General features: G+C 58.2%; 20 protein-coding genes. 13 read left to right on the top strand and 7 right to left on the bottom strand.

Features of this window, described 5'->3' with window-relative positions; all coding sequences use genetic code 11:
- Window positions 1-36 precede the first annotated feature (36 nt).
- A complete protein-coding gene (gene cysS, locus ACCC84_RS15075; RefSeq protein ID WP_004954412.1) occupies window positions 37-1,422 on the bottom strand; it encodes a cysteine--tRNA ligase in 1,386 nt (461 codons plus the stop codon).
- A 279-nt stretch (window positions 1,423-1,701) separates the two neighbouring features.
- Here cysS and ppiB point away from each other — a divergent pair, with 279 nt between their 5' ends.
- The 4 genes from ppiB (at window position 1,702) to purK (ending at window position 4,684) form a co-directional block, all read left to right on the top strand.
- Complete coding sequence (ppiB, locus tag ACCC84_RS15070; RefSeq protein ID WP_004954414.1) at window positions 1,702-2,196, top strand: peptidylprolyl isomerase B; 495 nt, start codon at window positions 1,702-1,704, stop codon at window positions 2,194-2,196.
- Window positions 2,197-2,206: 10 nt separating this feature from the next.
- Window positions 2,207-2,929 carry a UDP-2,3-diacylglucosamine diphosphatase gene (locus ACCC84_RS15065; protein WP_004954419.1) on the top strand — a complete coding sequence of 241 codons (723 nt, stop codon included), beginning with the start codon at window positions 2,207-2,209 and terminating at the stop codon, window positions 2,927-2,929.
- A 166-nt stretch (window positions 2,930-3,095) separates the two neighbouring features.
- Window positions 3,096-3,620 carry a 5-(carboxyamino)imidazole ribonucleotide mutase gene (purE, locus tag ACCC84_RS15060; protein WP_004954422.1) on the top strand — a complete coding sequence of 175 codons (525 nt, stop codon included), beginning with the start codon at window positions 3,096-3,098 and terminating at the stop codon, window positions 3,618-3,620.
- Window positions 3,617-4,684 carry a 5-(carboxyamino)imidazole ribonucleotide synthase gene (gene purK, locus ACCC84_RS15055; protein WP_371902033.1) on the top strand — a complete coding sequence of 356 codons (1,068 nt, stop codon included), beginning with the start codon at window positions 3,617-3,619 and terminating at the stop codon, window positions 4,682-4,684. Before purE ends, purK begins: the two co-directional genes overlap by 4 nt.
- Before the next feature lie 87 nt (window positions 4,685-4,771).
- On the opposite strand, the gene ACCC84_RS15050 is transcribed toward purK, so the two are convergent.
- A complete protein-coding gene (locus ACCC84_RS15050; protein ID WP_371902032.1) occupies window positions 4,772-5,869 on the bottom strand; it encodes an NADH:flavin oxidoreductase in 1,098 nt (365 codons plus the stop codon).
- Between the two features lie 184 nt (window positions 5,870-6,053).
- On the opposite strand from ACCC84_RS15050, the gene ACCC84_RS15045 reads away from it, so the two are divergent.
- A complete protein-coding gene (locus tag ACCC84_RS15045) occupies window positions 6,054-6,959 on the top strand; it encodes a LysR family transcriptional regulator (RefSeq protein ID WP_371902031.1) in 906 nt (301 codons plus the stop codon).
- 57 nt (window positions 6,960-7,016) lie between these two features.
- On the opposite strand, the gene ybbP is transcribed toward ACCC84_RS15045, so the two are convergent.
- Window positions 7,017-9,449: a putative ABC transporter permease subunit YbbP gene (ybbP, locus tag ACCC84_RS15040; protein ID WP_004954431.1), complete on the bottom strand. Its 2,433-nt coding sequence runs from the start codon at window positions 9,447-9,449 to the stop codon at window positions 7,017-7,019.
- A complete protein-coding gene (ybbA, locus tag ACCC84_RS15035; RefSeq protein ID WP_039991029.1) occupies window positions 9,446-10,132 on the bottom strand; it encodes a putative ABC transporter ATP-binding protein YbbA in 687 nt (228 codons plus the stop codon). Before ybbA ends, ybbP begins: the two co-directional genes overlap by 4 nt.
- Between ybbA and tesA the strand changes: the two genes are divergently transcribed.
- The 3 genes from tesA to ACCC84_RS15020 all read left to right on the top strand — a co-directional run bounded on the left by tesA (window position 10,103) and on the right by ACCC84_RS15020 (window position 12,475).
- On the top strand, window positions 10,103-10,741 hold the full coding sequence (gene tesA / locus ACCC84_RS15030) for a multifunctional acyl-CoA thioesterase I/protease I/lysophospholipase L1 (protein WP_164844328.1): 639 nt from the start codon (window positions 10,103-10,105) through the stop codon (window positions 10,739-10,741). The two genes, ybbA and tesA, sit on opposite strands and share 30 nt — an antisense overlap.
- Before the next feature lie 25 nt (window positions 10,742-10,766).
- Window positions 10,767-11,543, top strand: coding sequence for an SDR family oxidoreductase (locus ACCC84_RS15025; protein WP_004954437.1), 777 nt, complete (start codon window positions 10,767-10,769; stop codon window positions 11,541-11,543).
- A 77-nt stretch (window positions 11,544-11,620) separates the two neighbouring features.
- Window positions 11,621-12,475 (top strand): thioredoxin family protein, encoded by an 855-nt coding sequence (locus ACCC84_RS15020; protein WP_004954440.1) that lies wholly within the window; start codon window positions 11,621-11,623, stop codon window positions 12,473-12,475.
- 182 nt (window positions 12,476-12,657) lie between these two features.
- Here the strand turns inward: ACCC84_RS15020 and cfa are convergent, their stop codons facing one another.
- Entirely contained in the window at window positions 12,658-13,809 is a 1,152-nt protein-coding gene (gene cfa, locus ACCC84_RS15015; RefSeq protein ID WP_198773334.1) for a cyclopropane fatty acyl phospholipid synthase, read from the bottom strand.
- A 243-nt stretch (window positions 13,810-14,052) separates the two neighbouring features.
- On the opposite strand from cfa, the gene ACCC84_RS15010 reads away from it, so the two are divergent.
- Window positions 14,053-14,958, top strand: a complete 906-nt coding sequence (locus ACCC84_RS15010; RefSeq protein WP_004954444.1) for an SPFH domain-containing protein — start codon at window positions 14,053-14,055, stop codon at window positions 14,956-14,958.
- A gap of 2 nt (window positions 14,959-14,960) precedes the next feature.
- Window positions 14,961-15,419, top strand: coding sequence for an NfeD family protein (locus ACCC84_RS15005; RefSeq protein ID WP_273869123.1), 459 nt, complete (start codon window positions 14,961-14,963; stop codon window positions 15,417-15,419).
- Here the strand turns inward: ACCC84_RS15005 and cueR are convergent.
- A complete protein-coding gene (gene cueR / locus ACCC84_RS15000; protein WP_273869000.1) occupies window positions 15,416-15,817 on the bottom strand; it encodes a Cu(I)-responsive transcriptional regulator in 402 nt (133 codons plus the stop codon). The two genes, ACCC84_RS15005 and cueR, sit on opposite strands and share 4 nt — an antisense overlap.
- Before the next feature lie 106 nt (window positions 15,818-15,923).
- On the opposite strand from cueR, the gene copA reads away from it, so the two are divergent.
- The 3 genes from copA (at window position 15,924) to ybaK (ending at window position 20,118) form a co-directional block, all read left to right on the top strand.
- Entirely contained in the window at window positions 15,924-18,443 is a 2,520-nt protein-coding gene (copA, locus tag ACCC84_RS14995; protein ID WP_443096494.1) for a copper-exporting P-type ATPase CopA, read from the top strand.
- A gap of 160 nt (window positions 18,444-18,603) precedes the next feature.
- On the top strand, window positions 18,604-19,407 hold the full coding sequence (locus tag ACCC84_RS14990; protein ID WP_004954455.1) for a TraB/GumN family protein: 804 nt from the start codon (window positions 18,604-18,606) through the stop codon (window positions 19,405-19,407).
- A gap of 231 nt (window positions 19,408-19,638) precedes the next feature.
- Window positions 19,639-20,118 (top strand): Cys-tRNA(Pro)/Cys-tRNA(Cys) deacylase YbaK, encoded by a 480-nt coding sequence (ybaK, locus tag ACCC84_RS14985; protein ID WP_371902030.1) that lies wholly within the window; start codon window positions 19,639-19,641, stop codon window positions 20,116-20,118.
- Between the two features lie 49 nt (window positions 20,119-20,167).
- On the opposite strand, the gene ushA is transcribed toward ybaK, so the two are convergent.
- A complete protein-coding gene (gene ushA, locus ACCC84_RS14980) occupies window positions 20,168-21,820 on the bottom strand; it encodes a bifunctional UDP-sugar hydrolase/5'-nucleotidase UshA (RefSeq protein WP_198773337.1) in 1,653 nt (550 codons plus the stop codon).
- Window positions 21,821-21,851: the final 31 nt, after the last annotated feature.

The raw sequence follows: 21,851 nt of genomic DNA, 5'->3' as shown, positions 1-21,851 counted from the left end.
GGCGCCTGAGGCGCCTTTTTTATTACCGAGACAAACTTACTTACGCCGCCAGGTGGTGCCCTGCGGGCCATCTTCCAGCACGATACCCATTTCGTTCAGGCGATCGCGCGCGGCATCCGCCAGCGCCCAGTCTTTGGATTTGCGCGCATCGTTACGCTGTTTGATCAACGCCTCGATTTCCGCCACTTCTCCGTCGTCGGCCTGTGCACCGCTTTGCAGAAACGCTTCCGGTTCTTGTTGCAGCAGGCCGAGCACCTTGGCCAGTTTACGCAATTCCGCCGCCATTGCGTTAGCGGCCGCCATGTCTTCGTTCTTCAAACGGTTCACTTCACGCGCCAGATCAAACAGGGCGGAATAGGCTTCCGGCGTGTTGAAGTCATCATCCATCGCTTCACGAAAACGGGCCTCGAACTCGGCGCCACCGTCAGGAGTCGCCAACGGATCGGTACCGCGCAGCGCGGTGTACAAGCGCTCCAGCGATGCACGCGCCTGCTTGAGGTTCTCTTCGCTGTAGTTCAGTTGGCTGCGATAGTGGCCGGACATCAGGAAGTAACGCACGGTTTCTGCGTCGTAATAGCCCAATACGTCGCGAATGGTGAAGAAGTTGTTCAACGACTTGGACATCTTCTCTTTGTCGATCATCACCATGCCGGAGTGCATCCAGTAATTGACGTATGGACCGTCATGGGCGCAGCTGGACTGGGCGATTTCGTTTTCGTGGTGCGGGAACATCAGATCCGAACCACCACCATGGATATCGAAATGGGTACCGAGCTGCTTGCAGTTCATCGCCGAACATTCGATGTGCCAGCCAGGACGGCCAGCGCCCCACGGCGACTGCCAGCTCGGCTCGCCCGGCTTGGACATTTTCCACAACACGAAATCCATCGGGTTACGCTTGACGTCGTCAACCTCAACGCGCGCACCGGCCTGCAACTGGTCCAAATCCTGGCGCGACAACAGACCGTAATCCGCATCGCTGTCGATGGCGAACATCACGTCACCGTTGCTGGCGACATAGGCGTGACCGCGAGCGATCAAACGCTCGGTGAGCTCGATGATCTCGGCGATATGCTGTGTGGCTCGCGGTTCCAGATCCGGACGTTCGATCAGCAGCGCATCAAAATCGGCGTGCATTTCTGCCAGCATGCGACCGGTCAGTTGATCGCAGGTTTCACCGTTTTCCGCCGCACGGCGGATGATTTTGTCGTCAACGTCGGTCACGTTGCGCACGTAATTCAGATCGTAACCGAGGTAACGCAGATAACGCGCTACTACGTCGAAAGCAACAAAGGTACGCCCGTGGCCAATGTGGCACAGGTCATAAATGGTTACCCCGCACACATACATACCGACTTTTCCGGCATGAATAGGTTTGAATTCCTCTTTTTGACGACTCAGGGTATTAAAAATCTTTAGCATCGGGACATTCCGTGGTGTGCGTAGTAACAGTATTAATAACAGGGATCAGCGTATTGAACCGCGAAGGCCGATCTAATGCAAGGTCAAGGCCAAGGTTTGCGCTGGCGGGCGACAGAAACCTGCGATCTGCTTGATGAGTTATAACATAACATCCCCGTTTGTGGCGACGGCGTGTCCGGTTGCCGCTACTGACTCGCCAAAGGAGATATGTTATAAGGTCGTTCTGATTGTTCACACCTGTTTTGTGGCATCTCACTTCATCTTGTTAGGATTAAAACTATGGTTACTTTCCACACCAATCACGGCGACATCGTCATCAACACCTTCGCAGACAAAGCACCGGTCACCGTTGAAAACTTCCTGAACTACTGCCGCGCTGGTTTCTACGACAACACCATTTTCCACCGTGTTATCAATGGCTTTATGATTCAAGGCGGTGGTTTTGAACCTGGCATGAACCAGAAAAGCACCCAGTCGCCAATCAACAACGAAGCCAACAACGGCCTGAAAAATACCGTTGGCACCCTGGCGATGGCGCGCACCAACGATCCGCACTCCGCTACCGCGCAGTTCTTCATCAACGTGGCAGACAATGATTTCCTGAACTTCCGCGGCGAGAACGCACAGGGTTGGGGTTACTGCGTATTTGCCGAAGTGGTTGAAGGCATGGACGTGGTCAATAAAATCAAAGGTGTGAAAACCGGCCGCAGCGGCATGCACCAGGACGTGCCGGTAGAAGACGTGGTGATCACCAGCGTTACCGTCAGCGAGTAATCGCGGCGGCATGAGCACGCTGTTTATCGCAGACTTGCATCTATGCGCACAGGAACCGGCAATTACTGCCGGTTTTCTGCGTTTTTTACAGCGAGAAGCCATTCAGGCAGAAGCGCTCTACATTCTTGGCGATCTGTTTGAAGCCTGGATTGGCGACGACGATCCCGAACCACTGCACGCTGAAATCGCCGCCGCCTTGAAAGCGCTGCAACAGGCTGGCGTCCCGTGCTATTTCATCCACGGCAACCGTGATTTTCTGCTCGGCAAACGCTTTGCCAACGCCAGCGGCATGACGCTACTGCCGGAACAGCAGGTGGTGGAGCTGTACGGTCGACGGATACTGATCCTGCACGGCGATACCCTGTGCACCGACGATCTGCCCTATCAAAAGTTTCGCCGTCGGGTACATAACCCGCTGATCCAGAAACTGTTCCTGGCGATGCCTTTACGCTGGCGCCTGAAGATCGCCGCCAATATGCGCGCGCGCAGCCAGCAAAGCAATCAGCATAAATCGCTGGACATCATGGACGTCAATCCACAGGCGGTTGAGCAGGCGATGGTGCAACATCAGGTACACTGGATGATCCATGGCCATACCCACCGCCCTGCGGTGCATTCGTTGCAACTCGCCAACGGCAAAGCGCAGCGAGTGGTGCTTGGCGCCTGGCATCATCAAGGTTCGATGGTCAAGGTCACCGCCGACGCCGTTGAGCTGATCCCATTCCCGTTCTGATTGCCACGCTGACGCTGTACTAAAAATTTTAGCGCTTTTGACGGCGAAAAGCGGCCACGCAACCGTTTTCCTCGCCGTGTACCCATGATATGCTCTACGCCCTCAAACGGCCTGCCTCCGCTGGCAACCGGCCGATGCGTGAACAATCTACAGGAGCCTTACATCCATGGGAGCCAACGCTGCTTCAGCCGCCAATACCAAGGCTAAAATCGCAATTGTAATGGGATCAAAAAGTGACTGGGCCACCATGCAATTCGCGGCCGAGGTTCTGACTTCACTTGATGTCCCGTTCCATGTCGAGGTCGTCTCCGCTCACCGCACGCCGGATAAACTGTTCAGCTTTGCCGAACAGGCAAGCGCCAACGGCTTTGAGGTGATTATCGCCGGTGCCGGCGGCGCAGCGCATCTGCCAGGCATGCTGGCGGCGAAAACGCTGGTACCTGTGCTGGGTGTGCCGGTGCAGAGCGCGGCTTTGAGCGGCGTTGACAGCCTGTATTCCATCGTCCAGATGCCACGCGGCATTCCAGTCGGCACGCTGGCGATCGGCAAGGCCGGCGCAGCGAACGCCGCGCTACTGGCGGCACAGATTGTGGCACTGCACGATGCCGCACTGGCACAGCGTCTGGCCGACTGGCGCCAGGCGCAAACCGATGAGGTGCTGAACCATCCGGACCCGCGGGAGGATGCATGAAACCGGTTTGCGTACTCGGCAACGGACAGCTCGGGCGCATGCTGCGCCAGGCCGGCGAACCGCTGGGCATCGCCGTTTACCCTGTCGGGCTGGATGCCGAACCCGAAGCGGTGCCGTACCAAAACAGCGTGATCACCGCCGAAATCGAGCGCTGGCCAGAAACGGCGCTGACGCGCGAACTGGCGACGCATAACAGCTTCGTCAACCGCGATATCTTCCCGCGTCTGGCCGATCGCCTGACGCAAAAACAGCTGCTCGATCGGCTCAATCTGGCTACCGCGCCGTGGCAACTGCTGGCGGATGCCGCCGAATGGCCGCAGGTGTTCGCCTCGTTGGGTGAGCTGGCAATTGTCAAACGCCGCGTCGGCGGCTATGACGGTCGCGGCCAATGGCGTTTGCGCGATGGTCAGCAGCACGAATTGCCGGCCGATGCATACGGCGAATGCATCGTCGAGCAGGGCATCAACTTTTCGGGTGAAGTGTCGCTGGTCGGTGCACGCGGTCATGATGGTCAATGCGTATTCTATCCGCTGACCCACAACCTGCATGAAGACGGCATTCTGCGCACCAGCGTGGCGCTGCCTACGCCAAACCCGGCGTTACAGCAGCAGGCGGAACAGATGCTGTCGGCCATCCTTGATGCGCTCGACTACGTCGGCGTAATGGCGATGGAATGCTTTATCGTCGGCGACAAACTGCTGATTAACGAACTGGCGCCGCGGGTACACAACAGCGGGCACTGGACGCAGAACGGTGCGTCAATCAGCCAGTTCGAGCTGCATCTGCGGGCTATTCTCGGCCTGCCGCTGCCCAAACCGGTGGTCAATACGCCGTCGGTGATGGTCAATCTGATTGGCACCGCAGTGAATACCGCCTGGCTCGGCCTGCCGCTGGTGCATTTGCACTGGTATGACAAAGAGGTGCGCGAAGGTCGCAAAGTGGGTCACCTCAATCTCAACGATCCCGACGCCGACGCACTGGCGCAGGCACTTGAAGATCTGACTCCCCTGCTGCCGGCGGAATACCGCAGCGGCCTCGACTGGGCGCGGCAAAGGCTGGCCTAATTCCTGGTCTTCGCTGACCGGCAGCAAAAAGGGCGTGGTTCCAATGAATCGCGCCCTTTTTTATTGCCGTACCGCCAAAAACGGTGACTATGACGGTAATTCGCTGTCTTTGATATCGGCTATCGGCCCAAGGATGCGACGATCAAATTCGCGCAACGGCTCACCACCTTCAACGCGTTTTGGCCAGTCATGGTTTGCCAGCGCACCGCGTCCCAGGGCGATCAGATCGGCGCCCTGTTGCAGCAACGCTTCTGCTTTGGCAACCTCATGCAGACCGCCGTTGGCAATAATCGTTACCTCAGGCGCATATTTTCGCGCCAGCGCAACCAGCGACAGCCCGCCGTCGGCAAACGCCGGCTGCCAGGCCTGATGCTCGGTGAGATGGATATAATCTACCCCCGACTCAGCCAACAGGGTAAATACCGTGCGCGCATCCTGCTCGGCGTTTTCCCACTTGTGCTGAAAGTCATTCACCTTGCCCTGTGAGATACGGATGCCAACCAGCGCATCATTGCCGAGCCGGCTGCGGACGGCGTCGATCACCGCCAGGTTCAGCGACATGCGTTGCGCGGTATCCCCACCCCATTTATCGCTGCGCAGATTGGTGTGTTTGGTCAGGAACTGATCCAGCAGATAACCGTTCGCAGCGTGGATCTCTACGCCATCAAAGCCCGCCTGACTGACCGCGCGTTCGGCGGCCCCGGCAAAGCTGTCGATAATAGCGCGGATTTCTGCATCGCTCAGTTGGCGCGGCAACGGGTACTGCCCCTCACCGCGATAGAACGTCAACTGCTCTCCCTGCGGCTGAACGGCGGAGGGTGCCACCGTACCCTGGCGGTAACGATCGCTCTGAGACAGCGCCCCCGCATGCTGCAACTGGGCAATCATCTTGCCGCCATGCGCATGCAGCGCGTCGGTGATGCTCAACCAGGCGTTGGCCTGCGCGTCATTTATCAGTCCCGCCTGGAAATCATAGGTCTGCGACCATTGGTCATCAATATAGATACCTTCAGTAATCGTCAACCCAAAGCCACCGCGGGCAAAATCCTGGTAGTAACGTTGCATTCGTTCACTGGCGATGCCGTCTTGCGACGCGGTTACGCGGGTCATTGGCGCCACCACCAGACGATTGCGCAAGCGTAGGCGATTAACGGTGTTGGGACTGAACAGCGGGGAAAGGGACATAACGACTCCTGATGACTATTTATCTCTGCAAAAAATATAATCCTTGTGAGACAAAGCGGAAATCGCCCATTCTGATACGGCAGAATAACGAAAATCGTTATAATCAGGGTAACTCCGTTCAGCGAACCGGCGTTGCCGGTCATCCGGGCAATTGCAGCGGCGCGACAGACATAGGCAATGAATAATGAATATCAGCGATGTTCAGCTTTTTCTTACCGTTACCGAAAGCGGCAGTCTGGCGCAGGCAGCGCGGCGGCTCGGCATCACGCCGATGTCAGCCTCGCGACGACTGGCGGCACTGGAGCAGGAAATGGGCAAGCGCCTGATACAACGCACCACGCGCGCCATTTCGCTCACCCAGGAAGGCGCCGAATTTATTCCCTATGCCAGAGCGATCGCCGAGGCTGAAGAGAGCGCGAAAGCGCTGTTTCTCCCCGACAGCAAAGGCGCCAGCGGATTATTGCGCATCACCGCGCCATCAGGACTGGGAAACAGGACGTTACTGCCGCTGCTACCCACGCTGTTGGCCAACAATCCCGAGATGCGTATCGATCTGCAGCTCAGCGATGAAGTGGTGGACATCGTCGGCCGTGGTATCGATGTGGCAGTGCGGGTGGCGCCGCTGCGTGACTCCAGCCTTATCGCGCGCAAAATCGCCGATAACCCACGCATACTCTGCGCATCGCCGGATTATCTGGCGCTGCACGGCTCGCCACGCTCGATAAATCAGCTCGGGCAACACCACTGTCTGCGACTCTCCAACGTGCCGCAGTGGTCGTTTGATATTGATGGGCAGATAACCGGCTGCAGCGTTGACGGGCGCTTCAGCTGCAGCAATGTGGAAGGGATCAGGGCGTTATGCCTGCAGGGAGTAGGATTGGCGCAATTATCCCGCTGGGATGTCAAACAGGAGCTTGCCCTGGGTCTGTTGCAAGAAGTCAGCTTGCAGGACGCGAACCCGCAGCAGCTCTCAATTTGGGCGGTCGTGCCCACCGTTCGCTATCTGCCGCACAGGGTGACGGTTTTTATCGACGCCTTGAAAGCCGCGCTCACGCAGCCAGACGGCGGCCACCGCCGGCAGGGCCATTGATCACCAGCCCTGTAGCAGGCGGAACGCCGCCACAGGGCTGGGCTGGTCATAACGGCGTTAACCCTCGTAGCTGCGGAACAGCGCCTGGCCACGCAGCAGGCGCACTCCCAGCCAGCCGCCGCACAGTGACAGCAGCAACGCGCTGAGCAACGGCAATGACCACCACAACAGCGGCGTTGGCTGCCACGGGAAGTCAAACACCCGGCTTTGCAGCAACCATAGCGCCGCCTCTGCGCCGACCGCAGCGGCGATCCCCGCCACCAGACCGAGCAGTGCAAACTCGCACCACAGCGTGCCACGCAGCAAACGCTTGCTGGCGCCCAGCGTGCGGTACACCACCAGTTCCTGTCGCCGTTGGCGCATGCCGACCTGCACCTGCGCCAGCAACAGCAGACCGCCGCACACCACCACCAGTACCACCATCACCTCCAGCGCCCGACTCACCTGCTGCAACACGCCGCCGACCTGTTGCAGGATGGAACCGATATCCATCAGGCTTAGGGTCGGGAATTGCCGATTCAATTGCGTCAGCATGCTGCCGTCACCGTCGTAACGGAAGCTGGTCAGCCAGGTTTGCGGCTGACCGTCGAGCGCACCCGGCGGGAAGATAAAGTAGAAGTTGGGTTTCAGGCTTTCCCAATCCACCTGGCGCAGGCTGGTTACTTTGGCATTGAACGACTGCGTATCGCCGCTGAAGGTCAGCGTATCGCCCAACGTCACCTTAAGTCGCTCAGCGATGCCGGCATCCATTGACACTTCACCGGCCTTCGGTGGCCAGTATCCGGCGGTTAGCGGATTGTGATCCGGCCGTGCCGCCAGCCAGGTGAGGTTCAGCTCGCGGTTGACCGCTTCGCCGCCCGGGTCGTCCTCATGCACCCGTTCGGTCGCCACCTGTTGGTTAATTTCCGTCAGACGGACGCGCACAATCGGATAATAGGTTTCCTCCGGCAGCTGATGCTGTTGCAGGAACGCCTTGACCTGCGGTACCTGCTCGCCGGTCATGTTCAGCAGGAAGTAGTTCGGCGTATCCGGCGGCAGTTGCTGCTGCCAACGATCCAGCAGATCGCCGCGCAACACCAACAGCAACGCCAGCAGCATGAACGACAGCGAAAAGGCCGCCAATTGGCTGACCGTCACCCACGGCTGGTGCAACAGCCGGTTGACCGCCAGACGTAGCGCCAGATTGCGTAGCGTGATACGACGCAGCAACAGCAGACTGCCCCAGCCAATGCCGCCCAACAGCAGCGCCAGCACCAGCATACCGGCCAGAATCGACCACAGCAGCGTGCTGGCTCCCATCAGCACCGTCAGCACCGCCACCACCACGATGGCGGTCGCCGGCAGGAAATAGCGCAGCGGCCAGACATTGGCCACCACATCGCGCCGCAACACGCGCAGCGGCTGGGTGGCCAACAGCTGGCGATACGGCCGTATACCGACCAATAGGGAGATCAGCACCAGCGCACCCATCGACCACAACCACGGCCAGCCGCCGGCTGCCGGCAGCTCGCCCGGTAACACCGGCGCCAGCAATCTGATCAGCAACGCCTCAAACGCCAGCCCGATGACGCTGCCGCACAGCGCTGCCAGCGCCAGCACCGCCAGCCACTGGCCGATAATCAGCCGACGTAGTGCCCGGCGGCCGGCGCCCAGGGTTTTCAATACCGCGATCAGATCGTAACGGCTGCGGCAATAATGACTCATCGCCACCGCCACCGCGGCGATTGACAGCAGCAACGTCAATAACGCAGACAGCAGCAGGAACTGTTGCGAACGTTGCAGCGACTTACCCAGCGCCCCGCCGGAATTTTCCAGTCCAAACCAACGTTGGTCGGCTTTCAGCTGTGGGGTCAGACGCGTTTCATAACGCGCCAGATCCTCCGCCGTACCGGCAAACATATAGCGATAGGTCAAGCGACTGCCGGGCTGCACCGCACCGGTTTTGTCGACATCCGCCATGTTGATCAGAATACGCGGCGCGGTCTGGAAAGGGTTAAAGCCAGAATCCGGCTCCTGGACGATCTCCCCGGCGATACGCAGCCGGGTATCACCCACCTCCAGGTTATCGCCGACCTTCACCCCCAGCAACGCCAGCAGGCGCGGCGCCACCAGCACCGTGCCTGGTTGCGGCTTGACGTTGGCCGGGCGTGTCTCAAGCCGGCCATACAGCGGATAGGCCAGATCGGTCGCCTTGACGTTCGCCAGTTGCGGTCTGTCGCCGGCATAGGTCATGGTGGTAAATGACAGTTGGCGACTGACCTGCAAGCCCTGCTGTTGCGCATCAAGCAGCCAGCCCTCCGGCACCGGCCGCGCGCTGCGCAACACCCGATCGCCGGCAATGAAATCCCGGCTCTGCTGGCTTAGCCCCTTGTCCATGCGATCGCTGATACTGCCAAGCGCCAGCACGCAGGCCACCGACAATGTCAATGCCAACCAGACAATCAGCAGCGAGGGCGAGCGCCATTCACGCCAGAACCAGCGCCAGATCATGCTTCCTCCCACAGCTTGCCTTCACGCAAGCGCAGCCGACGCTGGCAGCGCGCCGCCAACGTTTCATCGTGAGTCACCAGGATCAGCGTGGTGTCAAAATCGCGGTTCAAGGTAAACAGCAGATCGACGATGCGCTCGCCGGTCTGGCGGTCCAGGTTGCCGGTCGGCTCGTCGGCAAACAGCACCCGCGGCCGACCGCTAAAGGCACGCGCCAGCGCCACCCGCTGCTGCTCACCGCCGGACAGCTGTGCCGGCAGATGACTCAGACGCTGCCCCAGACCAAGCTGCTCCAGCAGTTGCACCGCCTGTTCGCGGCTCTGGCGATCGCTTTCGCCGCGCAGCAACGCCGGCAATTGTACGTTTTCCAACGCGTTGAGCGTCGGCACCAGCATGAACGACTGAAACACAAAGCCGACGTTGTTGGCGCGCAACGCGGCGCGCCCCTCTTCGTCCAACGCGGTCAATGATTCGCCCAGTAAATGAACATCGCCTGCGCTGCCGTCATCCAACCCGGCCAGGATCCCCAACAGCGTCGACTTGCCCGAACCGGACTCGCCTATCAGGGCAATTGTCTGCGCGGGTTTGACAACCAGCTCGACTCCGGTAAGGATGGTGAGCTGATGCTCACCCTGACCAACGTGTTTACTAAGATGATGAACTTCAAGAACGTTTTCCGCTGGCATTTTCCCTTCCTTTTGCTGTTGGGCTTATTCGGTTTACGTGCGGCGGCTGCCGATACGTTATTGATTCTTGGCGACAGTTTAAGCGCCGGCTATCGGCTGCCGGTCGCACAGGCCTGGCCGACGCTGCTGGCCAACCAATGGCAGCAGCAGCCCGGTGAGCCGACGGTAATCAATGCCAGTATCAGCGGCGACACCGCCGCTCAAGGCCTGGCACGCTTGCCGACGCTGTTGACGCAGCATAAACCGCGTTGGGTGCTGATTGAGCTGGGGGCCAACGACGGCCTGCGCGGCTTCCCGGCGCAGGATGTGCAGCGCGATCTCGGCCAGATCATTACCCTGGTGCAACAGGCTGGCGCCCAGCCGCTGCTGATGCAAATCCGCATACCGCCGAACTACGGACGCCGCTATACTGAGGCCTTCAGCGCGATTTACCCGCAGTTGGCCAAACAGTTCAACATTCCGCTGGTGCCGTTTTATATGGAACAGGTGGCGATCAAAGCGGAATGGATGCAGGATGACGGTTTGCACCCCAACCGCGACGCGCAGCCGTTTATCGCCACCTGGATGGCGGAGCGCCTGAAACCATTAGTAAAACATGAGTCTAATTAAATAGGGTTGTACACTAGGTAAAGTTATGCAAAAAGCGGTATTGATAACCGGTTGTTCCAGCGGCATTGGCCTGATCGCAGCTCAGGACTTGCGTAACCGCGGCTACCGCGTGCTGGCGGCCTGTCGTAAGGCGCAGGACGTCGACAACATGCAGCAGCTCGGGCTGGAAGGCATCGAGCTTGATCTGGACGACAGCGCCAGCGTTGAGCGGGCGGCGGCGCAGGTGATCGACATGACCGGCGGTCGGCTGTACGGCCTGTTCAACAATGGTGGGTTCGGGGTATACGGCCCGCTCAGCGGCATTTCCCGCCAACAGTTGGAACAGCAGTTTTCCACCAACCTGTTCGGCACCCACCAGTTGACGCAACTGCTGTTGCCGGCCATGCTGCCGCACGGCGAAGGGCGCATTATTCAGACCAGTTCGGTGATGGGGCTGGTGTCCAGTGCCGGGCGCGGCGCCTATGCCGCCAGCAAGTTCGCGCTGGAAGCGTGGTCAGATGCCCTGCGTATGGAACTGCACGGTACCGGTATTCAGGTCAGTCTGATCGAACCCGGCCCGCTGACTACCCATTTCAGCCAAAACGTCAACCAAACGCGTAGCGATCGGCCGGTACACAATCCGGGGATTGCCAAACGCCTGACGCTGCCGCCAGAGGCGGTGTTGCCCAAATTGCGCCATGCGCTGGAAAGCCCGAAAGCGCGGCTGCGCTATCCGGTGACCCTGTTGGCCCATGCCTTGAGCGTACTGCGCCGTATTTTGCCCGGTCGCGCGCTGGACTGGCTGTTGCGCAGCAACGGTTAATTTCATTGCGGGGTTGAACGATGTCCCCCCTGCCCCCACCTAGTGTTAATCAGACTTGCACGATCAGAGAGAAACCCATGCTAGCTCCGACTGTTATTGATATTAACGAAATGAATCTGCAGCAAACGCTGGAACAATCGATGTCCGTTCCGGTGCTGTTCTACTTCTGGTCCGATCGCAGCCAGCACTGCCAGCAACTGACGCCGTTGCTGGACAAGTTGGCGACGGAATACGCCGGCCAGTTCGTGCTGGCAAAAGTGGACTGTGATGCCGAACAGATGATTGCCTCGCAGTTCGGGTTACGTTCGATTCCTACCGTTTATCTGTTTAAAGACGGCCAGCCGGTAGACGGATTCCAGGGCCCGCAGCCGGAAGAGGTTATCCGCGAATTCCTGCAGCGTTTTCTGCCGAAGGCGGAAGATCTGAAGCTGGCACAGGCCAATGAACTGTTGCAGGCAGGCAACGCCATCGAGGCGCTGCCGCTGTTGAAGGACGCCTGGCAGAGCAGCAATCAGCGCGGTGATATCGGACTGACACTGGCGGAAACCCAGTTGACGCTCAACCGCATTGAAGACGCCGAAGCGGTGCTGGCCACTATCCCGCTGCAAGATCGCGACACGCGTTATCAAGGGTTGGTAGCACAGATCGAACTGATGAAACAGGCCGCCGATACGCCGGAAATCCAGCTTTTGCAGCAGCAGGTTGACGCCGACCCAACCAACGCCGAATTGGCGGTACAGCTGGCGCTGCAATTGCACCAGGTTGGTCGCAACGAAGAAGCACTGGAACAGCTGATGGGTCACCTGAAGAAAGATCTGACCGCCGCCAACGGCAGCGCCCGCAAGACGCTGATGGATATCCTCGCCGCGCTCGGTACCGGCGATGCGCTGGCAGCCAAGTACCGCCGCCAGCTGTATTCATTGCTCTACTGATCGCCGAGTGGGCGGGCTCCACCGCCCTTTTCGACGCGATCCCAGACGCGAACGTTATCCCTTGGATAGTTCGCGTTGCATCAAGGCGGCAACGCCAGGAATCCCCGGCAGCATAGGTCACTGTGTGACCGGGGTGACTGAAGGCAGCCAACGCCGAGGCAGCGTGAAATATAACGGGGATATCAACGGTAAACCCGCACCCCGCCCTCAACCCCTTGCGGACTGAACAACACCTGCCATAGCTGAATATTGCGCGAACGAAATGCGCCGGCGCAGGCATTCAGGTAGTAGGTAAACATGCGTTCGAAGCGCTCGGAGTAATTGTCCGCCAGCGACGGCCATGCCCGGGTGAAGTTATCAAGCCAGGCCATCAGGGTGCGGTCGTAATCCGCGCCGATATTGTGCCAGTCTTCCATCACAAAACGCCCTTCACTGGCCTCGGCGATGTGTTTTACCGATGGCAGACAGCCGTTCGGGAAGATGTATTTATCGATCCAGGCGTCTACGTTGAGATCGGTTTGATTGGAACCGATGGTGTGCAGCAAAAACAGTCCGTTAGGCTTCAGGTTGCGTGCCGCTACGTTAAAATAAGTGTCGTAGTTTTTCGGCCCGACGTGCTCGAACATCCCCACCGAGACGATGCGGTCAAACTGCCGATGCAGATCGCGGTAATCTTGCAATAAAATCTCGACCTCCAGGCCGGCACAACGTTGCTGCGCCATTTTTTGCTGTTCGGCAGAAATGGTCACGCCATGCACTTTTACTCCGTACTGTTCCGCCGCATACTGCGCCAGCCCACCCCAGCCGCAGCCGATATCCAGCAAGCTCATTCCCGGTTGCAAGCACAGCTTTTCGCAGATCATCTTCAGCTTGTTTTGCTGTGCCTGCTGCAGCGTGTCCGCGTCTTTCCAATAGCCGCAGGAATACTGCATGTAGGGATCCAGCATTTGGCTGAACAGGTCGTTGCCAATGTCGTAATGTTCCTTGCCAACCTGCCAGGCGCGTTTGCGCGATTGGCGGTTGACCAGTCGTGCATAGGCGATACGCGCAATATCCGTCAGGCTGCTCGGTAGGCGTTCATCAATGCCCGCCCGTAAAATACGGGTGAACAAGATATCCAGCCGTTCGCAATCCCACCAGCCATCCATATAACTTTCACCGAAACCCAGCGAGCCTTCCTGCAATATACGTTTGAACAACGCCGGGTTTTTTACCTGAATATCAAACGTCTGGCTGCCATTAATTGTTATGCCAGCCTCACCAAGCATCTGTTCAATAATGACATGCCAGCGATCTTTTTTCTGCGACAGTTCATTAATACCGATCGAATCCATAAGAATCCTTGCCGTAAAAGACGTTTCAAAAAGCATAGTCGCAAATTGAAATGACAAATTTTTGAAATGGGAGGTTGTCCTCTCTATTACTGTAACCAAGCGGTTAAATGGCATGAAATGAATTAAAATTATTGGCAACATGCCAAATTGGCATAGTTGAAGATGACATCTTGTGGATTGATTAGGCTTTACCCACCGGGTGGCGTAATATCTATTTACATATGTCTGACAGGAGGTTATGCCATGTTTACCCTTATTCCCATCATCATCGTCGTGGCGTTGATCGTGGTGTTCGCCGGCGTCAAAATTGTGCCGCAAGGTTACCAATGGACGGTTGAACGCTTTGGCCGCTACACCAAGACGCTGATGCCCGGCCTGAACCTGGTAGTGCCATTCATGGACCGTATTGGTCGCAAAATCAACATGATGGAACAGGTGCTCGACATCCCGTCGCAGGAAATCATTTCACGTGACAACGCCAACGTCGCCATCGACGCCGTGTGCTTTATTCAGGTGGTCGATCCGGCGCGTGCCGCCTATGAGGTCAGCAACCTTGAGCTGGCGATTGTCAATCTGACCATGACCAACTTCCGTACCGTTCTCGGCTCGATGGAACTGGATGAAATGCTGTCGCAGCGCGACAGTATCAACAGCCGACTGCTGCATATCGTCGACGAGGCCACCAATCCGTGGGGCGTCAAAATCACCCGTATCGAAATCCGCGACGTGCGCCCACCGGCCGAGCTGGTCGCCTCGATGAACGCGCAAATGAAGGCGGAACGTACCAAACGTGCGGACATTCTGGAAGCCGAAGGAGTACGGCAGGCCGCGATACTGCGCGCCGAGGGGGATAAACAGTCACAAATCCTCAAGGCGGAAGGCGAACGTCAGTCTGCCTTCCTGCAGGCAGAAGCGCGGGAACGTGCAGCCGAAGCCGAAGCCCGCGCCACCCAACTGGTGTCCGACGCGATAGCAAACGGAAACATTCAGGCAGTTAATTACTTCGTCGCGCAGAAATACACCGACGCGCTGCAAAAAATCGGCTCCGCCAACAACAGTAAAGTAATCATGATGCCGCTGGATGCCAGCAGCCTGCTCGGCTCGATTGGTGGTATCAGCGAATTATTGAAAGACAGCAAAGGCCAATAATGATGCTGGAACAGATTGCGGCACATCCACACTGGTTCTGGCTTTCACTCGGCGGTCTGCTGCTGGCGGCGGAAATGCTTGGCGCCAGCGGCTACCTGTTGTGGAGCGGCGTGGCTGCGGTAGTGGTCGGCGCCATCGCCTGGCTGCTGCCGGCCATCAGTTGGGAATGGCAAGGCGTACTGTTTGCCATTCTGGTGATATTGGTAGCCTATCTATGGTGGTACTGGCTACGACAGCGCCCGCAGGAAACCGGCGGTAGCGCAGTACTGAATCAACGCAACCGCCAGTTGATCGGCACCCGCGCCACGCTGAGCGAACCGATACGCAACGGCGTGGGGCGGGTAAACATCGGTGACAGCAGCTGGCGTGCGCAGGCAGCACAGGATTTACCGGCCGGTACCGAAGTAGAAGTGATTGCGGTTGACGGCGCTACGCTGGTGATCCGCGCGCTTAATCGCTAATGTTTGTGGCAGCAGCCTGCCAGATTGTTAATGATCGGGCAGTCTGCACCATCATCCCCCGGGCACTGCTCCGCCAGCAGCAACAGGCGCTGACGCATTTCGCCCAGTTCCTGAATGTGTTTTTCAATATCGACCACTTTTTGCAGCGTGCGGGCTTTAACATCGGCACTGTGCCGGGCGGGATCGTTAAACAGCGCGACCAGCTCACGGCATTCGTCCAGATTAAAACCAACCTGACGCGCCTGGCGCAATAATGTCAGTTCTTCTATATGCTTCGCGCTGTAGCTGCGGTAGCCGTTCTCGCTGCGCATCGGCGCGGTGACCAAGCCTTTTTCCTCGTAAAAACGAATGGTTTTACTGGTTAAACCGGTTTTTTTGGCAACATCGCTAATATTCATTCCCCCCCCTTGACCTTACCCTTGCTGGAAGGTTTAAGCTCATTCTCAATGAAAAGAGTTAAGGCGGTCAAGTCTTAATCAACTCCCTAACGCGAGGAACCACTCTATGTCACAAACTACCGTGTTGGCATTGCAGGGACTGTCCTGCATGCACTGTGTTGGCAGTACACGTAAAGCCCTGGAAGCTGTGCCGGGTGTCACGACTGCGGACGTCACCATCGACAGCGCCAAAGTCACCGGCGACGCCGATCCGCAGACCTTGATCGAGGCAGTCGAACAGGCCGGGTATCATGCCAGCCTGGCGGGAGCCGATAGCCACCCAAAAACTGAGCCGTTGGTTGATGCAACTCCTTCGTTGCCGGAAACGCAGTCAGCGGCACAGGTTTTAACTCCGGCAACATCCGAGCAGGACGACGACAGCGTGCAACTGTTGTTGAGCGGCATGAGCTGTGCCAGCTGCGTCAGCAAAGTGCAAAATGCGCTGCAGAGCGTGCCAGGCGTCGAACAGGCGCGGGTCAATCTGGCGGAGCGCAGCGCATTGATCACCGGCGCGGCCAATCCGCAGCAGCTGATAGCCGCAGTGGAAAAAGCCGGTTACGGCGCGGAAATGATTCAGGATGAAACCGAACGTCGCGAACGCCAGCAACAAACCGCACAGGACAATATGAAGCGGTTCCGCTGGCAGGCGGCGCTCGGCCTGGCTCTGGGTATCCCGCTGATGGCCTGGGGTCTGTTTGGCGGCAGCATGACGCTGACGGCGCAGACCCAACGGCCGTGGTTGATCGTCGGTCTGATAACCCTGGCGGTCATGGTGTTTGCCGGCGGTCACTTTTACCGTAACGCCTGGCGTGCGCTGAAAAACGGCAGCGCCACCATGGATACGCTGGTGGCGCTCGGTACCGGCGCTGCATGGCTGTATTCGATCAGCGTTAACCTGTGGCCCGAATTCTTCCCGATGGCGGCGCGACATCTGTATTACGAAGCCAGCGCCATGATCATCGGCTTGATTAACCTCGGCCATGCAATGGAGCAGCGGGCACGTCAACGCTCCTCGCAGGCGCTGGAAAGACTGCTGGATCTGACACCGCCCACTGCGCGTCTGGTTACCGATAACGGTGAGCAGAGTATCCCGCTGGCAGAAGTGCAACTGGGCATGACGCTGCGCCTGACTACCGGCGACCGTATTCCGGTGGACGGAGAAATCATTCAGGGTGAAGTGTGGATCGACGAAGCAATGCTGACCGGTGAAGCAGTACCGCAGCAAAAAGGCATTGGCGATACCGTACATGCCGGCACGGTGGTGGAAGACGGCAGCGTGCTGTTCCGCGCCGCCGCCATCGGCAGCAAAACCACGCTGGCGCGCATCATCAAGCTGGTACGCCAGGCGCAAAGCAGTAAACCGGAAATAGGCCAGTTGGCCGACCGGATATCTGCGGTGTTCGTGCCGACGGTGGTCGCCATCGCGCTGTTCAGCGCGGCAATCTGGTATTTCTTCGGCCCGCAGCCGCAGCTGGTTTATACCCTGGTGATCGCCACCACGGTGCTGATCATCGCCTGTCCGTGTGCGCTCGGCCTGGCAACGCCAATGTCGATTATTTCCGGCGTCGGCCGTGCGGCAGAGTTTGGCGTTCTGGTACGTGATGCCGATGCGCTGCAACAGGCCAGTAATCTCGATACGCTGGTGTTTGATAAAACCGGCACCCTGACCGAAGGCCAACCACGCGTGGTGGAGATCGTCACCTTTAATCAGGTGAGCGAACAGCAGGCGCTACGTTGGGCAGCAGCGCTCGAGCAGGGCGCCAGCCACCCGCTGGCACGCGCCATTATCGACCACGCCGAGGGCCAGAACCTGCCGCAGATTAGTCAGTTCCGTACCCTGCGCGGTGCCGGTGTCAGTGGTGAGGCCGACGGGGTAAAACTGCTGCTGGGCAACGCCAGGTTGTTGCAGGACCATCAGATTGCCATCACCGCCTTGGAAAGCCAGATGCAACAACAGGCCGAGCGCGGCATCACGCCGGTGCTGTTGGCCGCCGACGGCAAACCGGCTGCGTTGATCGCCATTCGCGATCCGCTGCGCAGCGACAGCGTCGCCGCATTGCAGCGCTTGCATCAACAGGGGTATCAGTTGGTGATGCTGACCGGCGATAACCCGGTGACGGCAAACGCCATCGCCAAGGAGGCCGGAATTGACCGAGTGATTGCCGGCGTTCTGCCAGACGGCAAGGCAGACGCCATCAAGCAATTGCAGGCACAGGGCCATCGTGTCGCAATGGTGGGCGACGGCATCAACGACGCCCCGGCATTGGCGCAGGCCGACGTCGGTATTGCCATGGGCAGCGGCAGCGATATTGCCATCGAAACCGCCGCGATTACGCTGATGCGCCACAGCCTGAACGGCGTTGCCGATGCGCTTGAACTGTCCAAGGCTACGCTGCGCAACATGAAGCAAAACCTGTTCGGAGCGTTTATTTACAACACCTTGGGCATCCCGATCGCCGCCGGCGTGCTGTACCCGCTCACCGGGACGCTGCTCAGTCCGGTGGTGGCCGGCGCGGCAATGGCGCTCTCATCGATTACCGTGGTCAGCAACGCCAACCGCTTATTGCGCTTTAAACCTAAACAGTAATGCTCGGGGGCTGCCATTGGCGGCCCCTTTCTTTGTGCCCCTTCTTTGCCACTTTCTGTCTTTCCTGCGCGGCGCAGAGCGTTTAGCATGGGGTAAACGCTTTACCCGATGAACGACAGCATATCGCCTGCGTCCTCGGAGCCATCAGGAGCCACGTTGTATGGGTCAACTGCTACGCCGCATTGCCGCTTTTTTCGGCCTTATCTCTCCCATCGCCTACGCCTATCCAGCTCTGGACGTGACGCTGCCGGGCGATCGCCAACTGCATCTGGTTGGCAGCATTCACATGGGCACCGTCGACATGGAACCACTGCCTGCCCGGTTGGTCAGCCGGCTTAAGCAGGCCGACGCGCTGATCGTTGAAGCGGACATTACCGGTAGCGCATCGCCGTTCGCAGATGCCGATCCGCAGCCCCTGATGACGGAAAGGCTCAACGCAGAAGAGCTGGCGCAGTTGCAACTCCTGTGTCAGGAGCTGGGAACGGATATTGAGGCTTTCAACGCCCTGCCCGGTTGGCAAGTGGCGCTGATGATGCAGGCACGTCAAGCGCAACGGCTTGGGCTACGGGCGGAGTACGGCATTGACTATCAGCTGTTGCAGGCCGCCAGAGATCAGCAAAAAAAGGTCATTGAGCTGGAAGGTGCACAACAGCAATTGAACATGCTGCAGGCGCTGCCCGAAGGCGGTATGGCGTTGCTGCGCGATACGCTGGAGCATTGGCATACCAATGCACGCCTGCTGCAAACCATGGTCAGTTGGTGGCTGGACGCCAAACCCAACACGGCGCTGGAAACGCTGCCGGCCACCTTTAGCGCTGCGCTATACGATGTGCTGATGCAGCAGCGCAACCGCAACTGGCAGCAACAACTGCGGGCGTTGCCGCCGGGTAAATATGTGGTGGCGGTCGGCGCCCTGCATTTGTACGGCGAGGACAACCTGCCGGCGATGCTGCTGGCAGAGTAAAAAAATGGCCAATATCGCTATTGGCCAGTCAAAGAGGAATTTCTCATATTCTAGTTATACGCATTGCAACCGTGTTAACGGTTACAGCTGACAGGGTAGCAATCTGGTGAACATATTGGCAACCTGCTTTATTGATTGGCGGCACGGCTTGCTGTATTTGCGCTATTTTTGTAATTTTGTTGCCGTACGTTGCAACGCTTTCCCGCTCGGGATCATCCTAGGACAAACATTATGACACCCGCCGTTGTGCTGCTTGAAAAACAAAAGGTCGCCTTCACCCTGCATCCTTATCACCACGACAGTGACGAAACCAACTTTGGTGATGAGGCGGTCAAAAAGCTCGGGCTCAATGCCGATCAAGTCTATAAAACGCTGTTGGTGGCGTTAAACGGCGATGCCAAACACCTGGCGGTGGCGGTCACGCCGGTAGCCAGTCAGTTGGATCTGAAGAAGGTGGCCAAGGCGCTGGGAGCCAAAAAGGCGGAAATGGCCGATCCGCAGCTGGCGCAACGCGTGACCGGCTATCTGGTCGGTGGCATCAGCCCGCTTGGGCAAAAAAAGCGCCTGCCAACGGTGATCGACAGCCCGGCACAGCAGTTTGCCACCATCTTTGTCTCCGGCGGCAAACGCGGGCTGGATATTGAACTGGCAGCAGCGGACCTGTGTCGTTTGCTGTCAGGCAGCTTTGCCGATATCGCCAAGCGGGACTGAGCATGGCGCACGGCAGTGCCTTGTCGTCGACAAAACACCGCCGCCAGGTTTACCGATAAACGATTTCACCTTTTGGCTCATACGCCGCAGCCTTCAGCGGCGAATGTTGCTCGATATACTGCTTGAGCACTTCGGCATCAATAAAACCGGTGTTGACATAGCTTGGCAAGCCGTCGATCTTCGGATAGCCGTCACCGCCCAGGGCGTTGAAATTGAGCGTCGCCATACGGTAGGTTTTATCCGCCTGCAGCGGTTGTCCGTTGATCTTCACCTGGCTGACGCCGGTGCCATCGGCCAGCAGACTGACGTTGGCGAACTGGGCATAGGCACCGGAATCCGGTTTCATATTGGCCACCACCGCCAGGTATTTTTCCACTTCGCGACCGGTCATATCCGCATACACCAAGGTGTTGCCAAACGGCTGTACCTTGAGCACGTTTTTATAGGTGATGTCGCCAGGCTCGATCGAATCCCGCACCCCGCCGCCGCTCATCACGGCGAAATCGGCGTTGGCACGTTCCATTTGTGCTGCCAGCAGCACCCGCGCCAGATTGGTCTGCACAAAACGCACTTTGCTGCGATCGCCTTCCAGTTTGCGGTCAACGCTGCCGATCTTGACCTCCAGCTGCGCCTTGCCCTTGTCCTGGAACGGCGTCAGCAATTTCATCATGCCGGGGTCTTGCGCAATCTCCTGGGTGTAATACACCCGTTCGCTGCTGCCGTCGGCCTTGTCCACTTTCTTTTTCAGGTTCACCGGAATCAGTTGATAATGCACCAGCTTCAGCTCGCCGTTGCGGAACTGGAAGTCAGCGCGGCCAACGTATTTGCCCCACTCATGAGCCTGAACGATCCAGGTGCCATTCTGCCGGTCTGGCGCACAGGGCGTACCCGGTACGTAATCGACCTGTTTATGGTTTTTGTCAGCCATGCATACCGGATCCTGCGAGTGGCCACCGACGATCATGTCGAGATAGCCTGCCGGCAGGCTACGGGCCATTTCGACGTCACCGGGTGCGTTGGAGCCGTGCTTTCCGTCGTCATAATGGCCCATATGGGTCGCCGCGATGATCACGTCCGGTTTTTCGCTGTTACGCAGTTGCTCCACCACCCGCCTGGCTTCCTGGGCCGGCGCGTGGAACTCGATATCGGTGAAATATTCCGGGTTGCCGATTTTGGCAGTATCGTCGGTTGTCAGGCCGATAACGGCAATTTTGATACCTTGCCGGTCAAACAGCGCATACGGTTTGAACAATCGCTGCTGAGTGCTTTTTTGGTAAATATTGGCGGAAAGCAGTGGGAATGTGGCCCACTTTTCCTGCTGGCGCAACACGCTCAGCGGGTTATCAAATTCATGGTTGCCAATGGCCATTGCATCGTAACCAATCAGATTCATGCCGCGGAAATCAGGCTCGGCGTCCTGCAAGTCTGACTCCGGCACGCCGGTATTGATGTCGCCACCCGACAGCAGCAGCACACTGCCACCCTGTGCAGCCACCTGTTGACGAATGCTGTCCACCAGCGTTTTTTGCGCGCCAAGGCCATATTCGCCGTGATCGTTACGCCAGAAATGGCCGTGATGATCGTTGGTATGCAAAATGGTGATGTCGTAGGTTTTATCCTTTTCCCAGGCGCTGGCCAATCCTGGCAGCACGCTGAGGGACGCCGCCAACGCACAGACGCTGGCTTTTAACGCAAAACGCATGACGAATCTCCATGTTATAAGCAGTTCAAAG

Origin of the sequence: Serratia odorifera, from assembly GCF_041448735.1 — a bacterium.
GTDB classification, from domain to species: domain Bacteria; phylum Pseudomonadota; class Gammaproteobacteria; order Enterobacterales; family Enterobacteriaceae; genus Serratia_F; species Serratia_F odorifera.
This window is presented reverse-complemented; position numbering and strand designations above follow the sequence as displayed.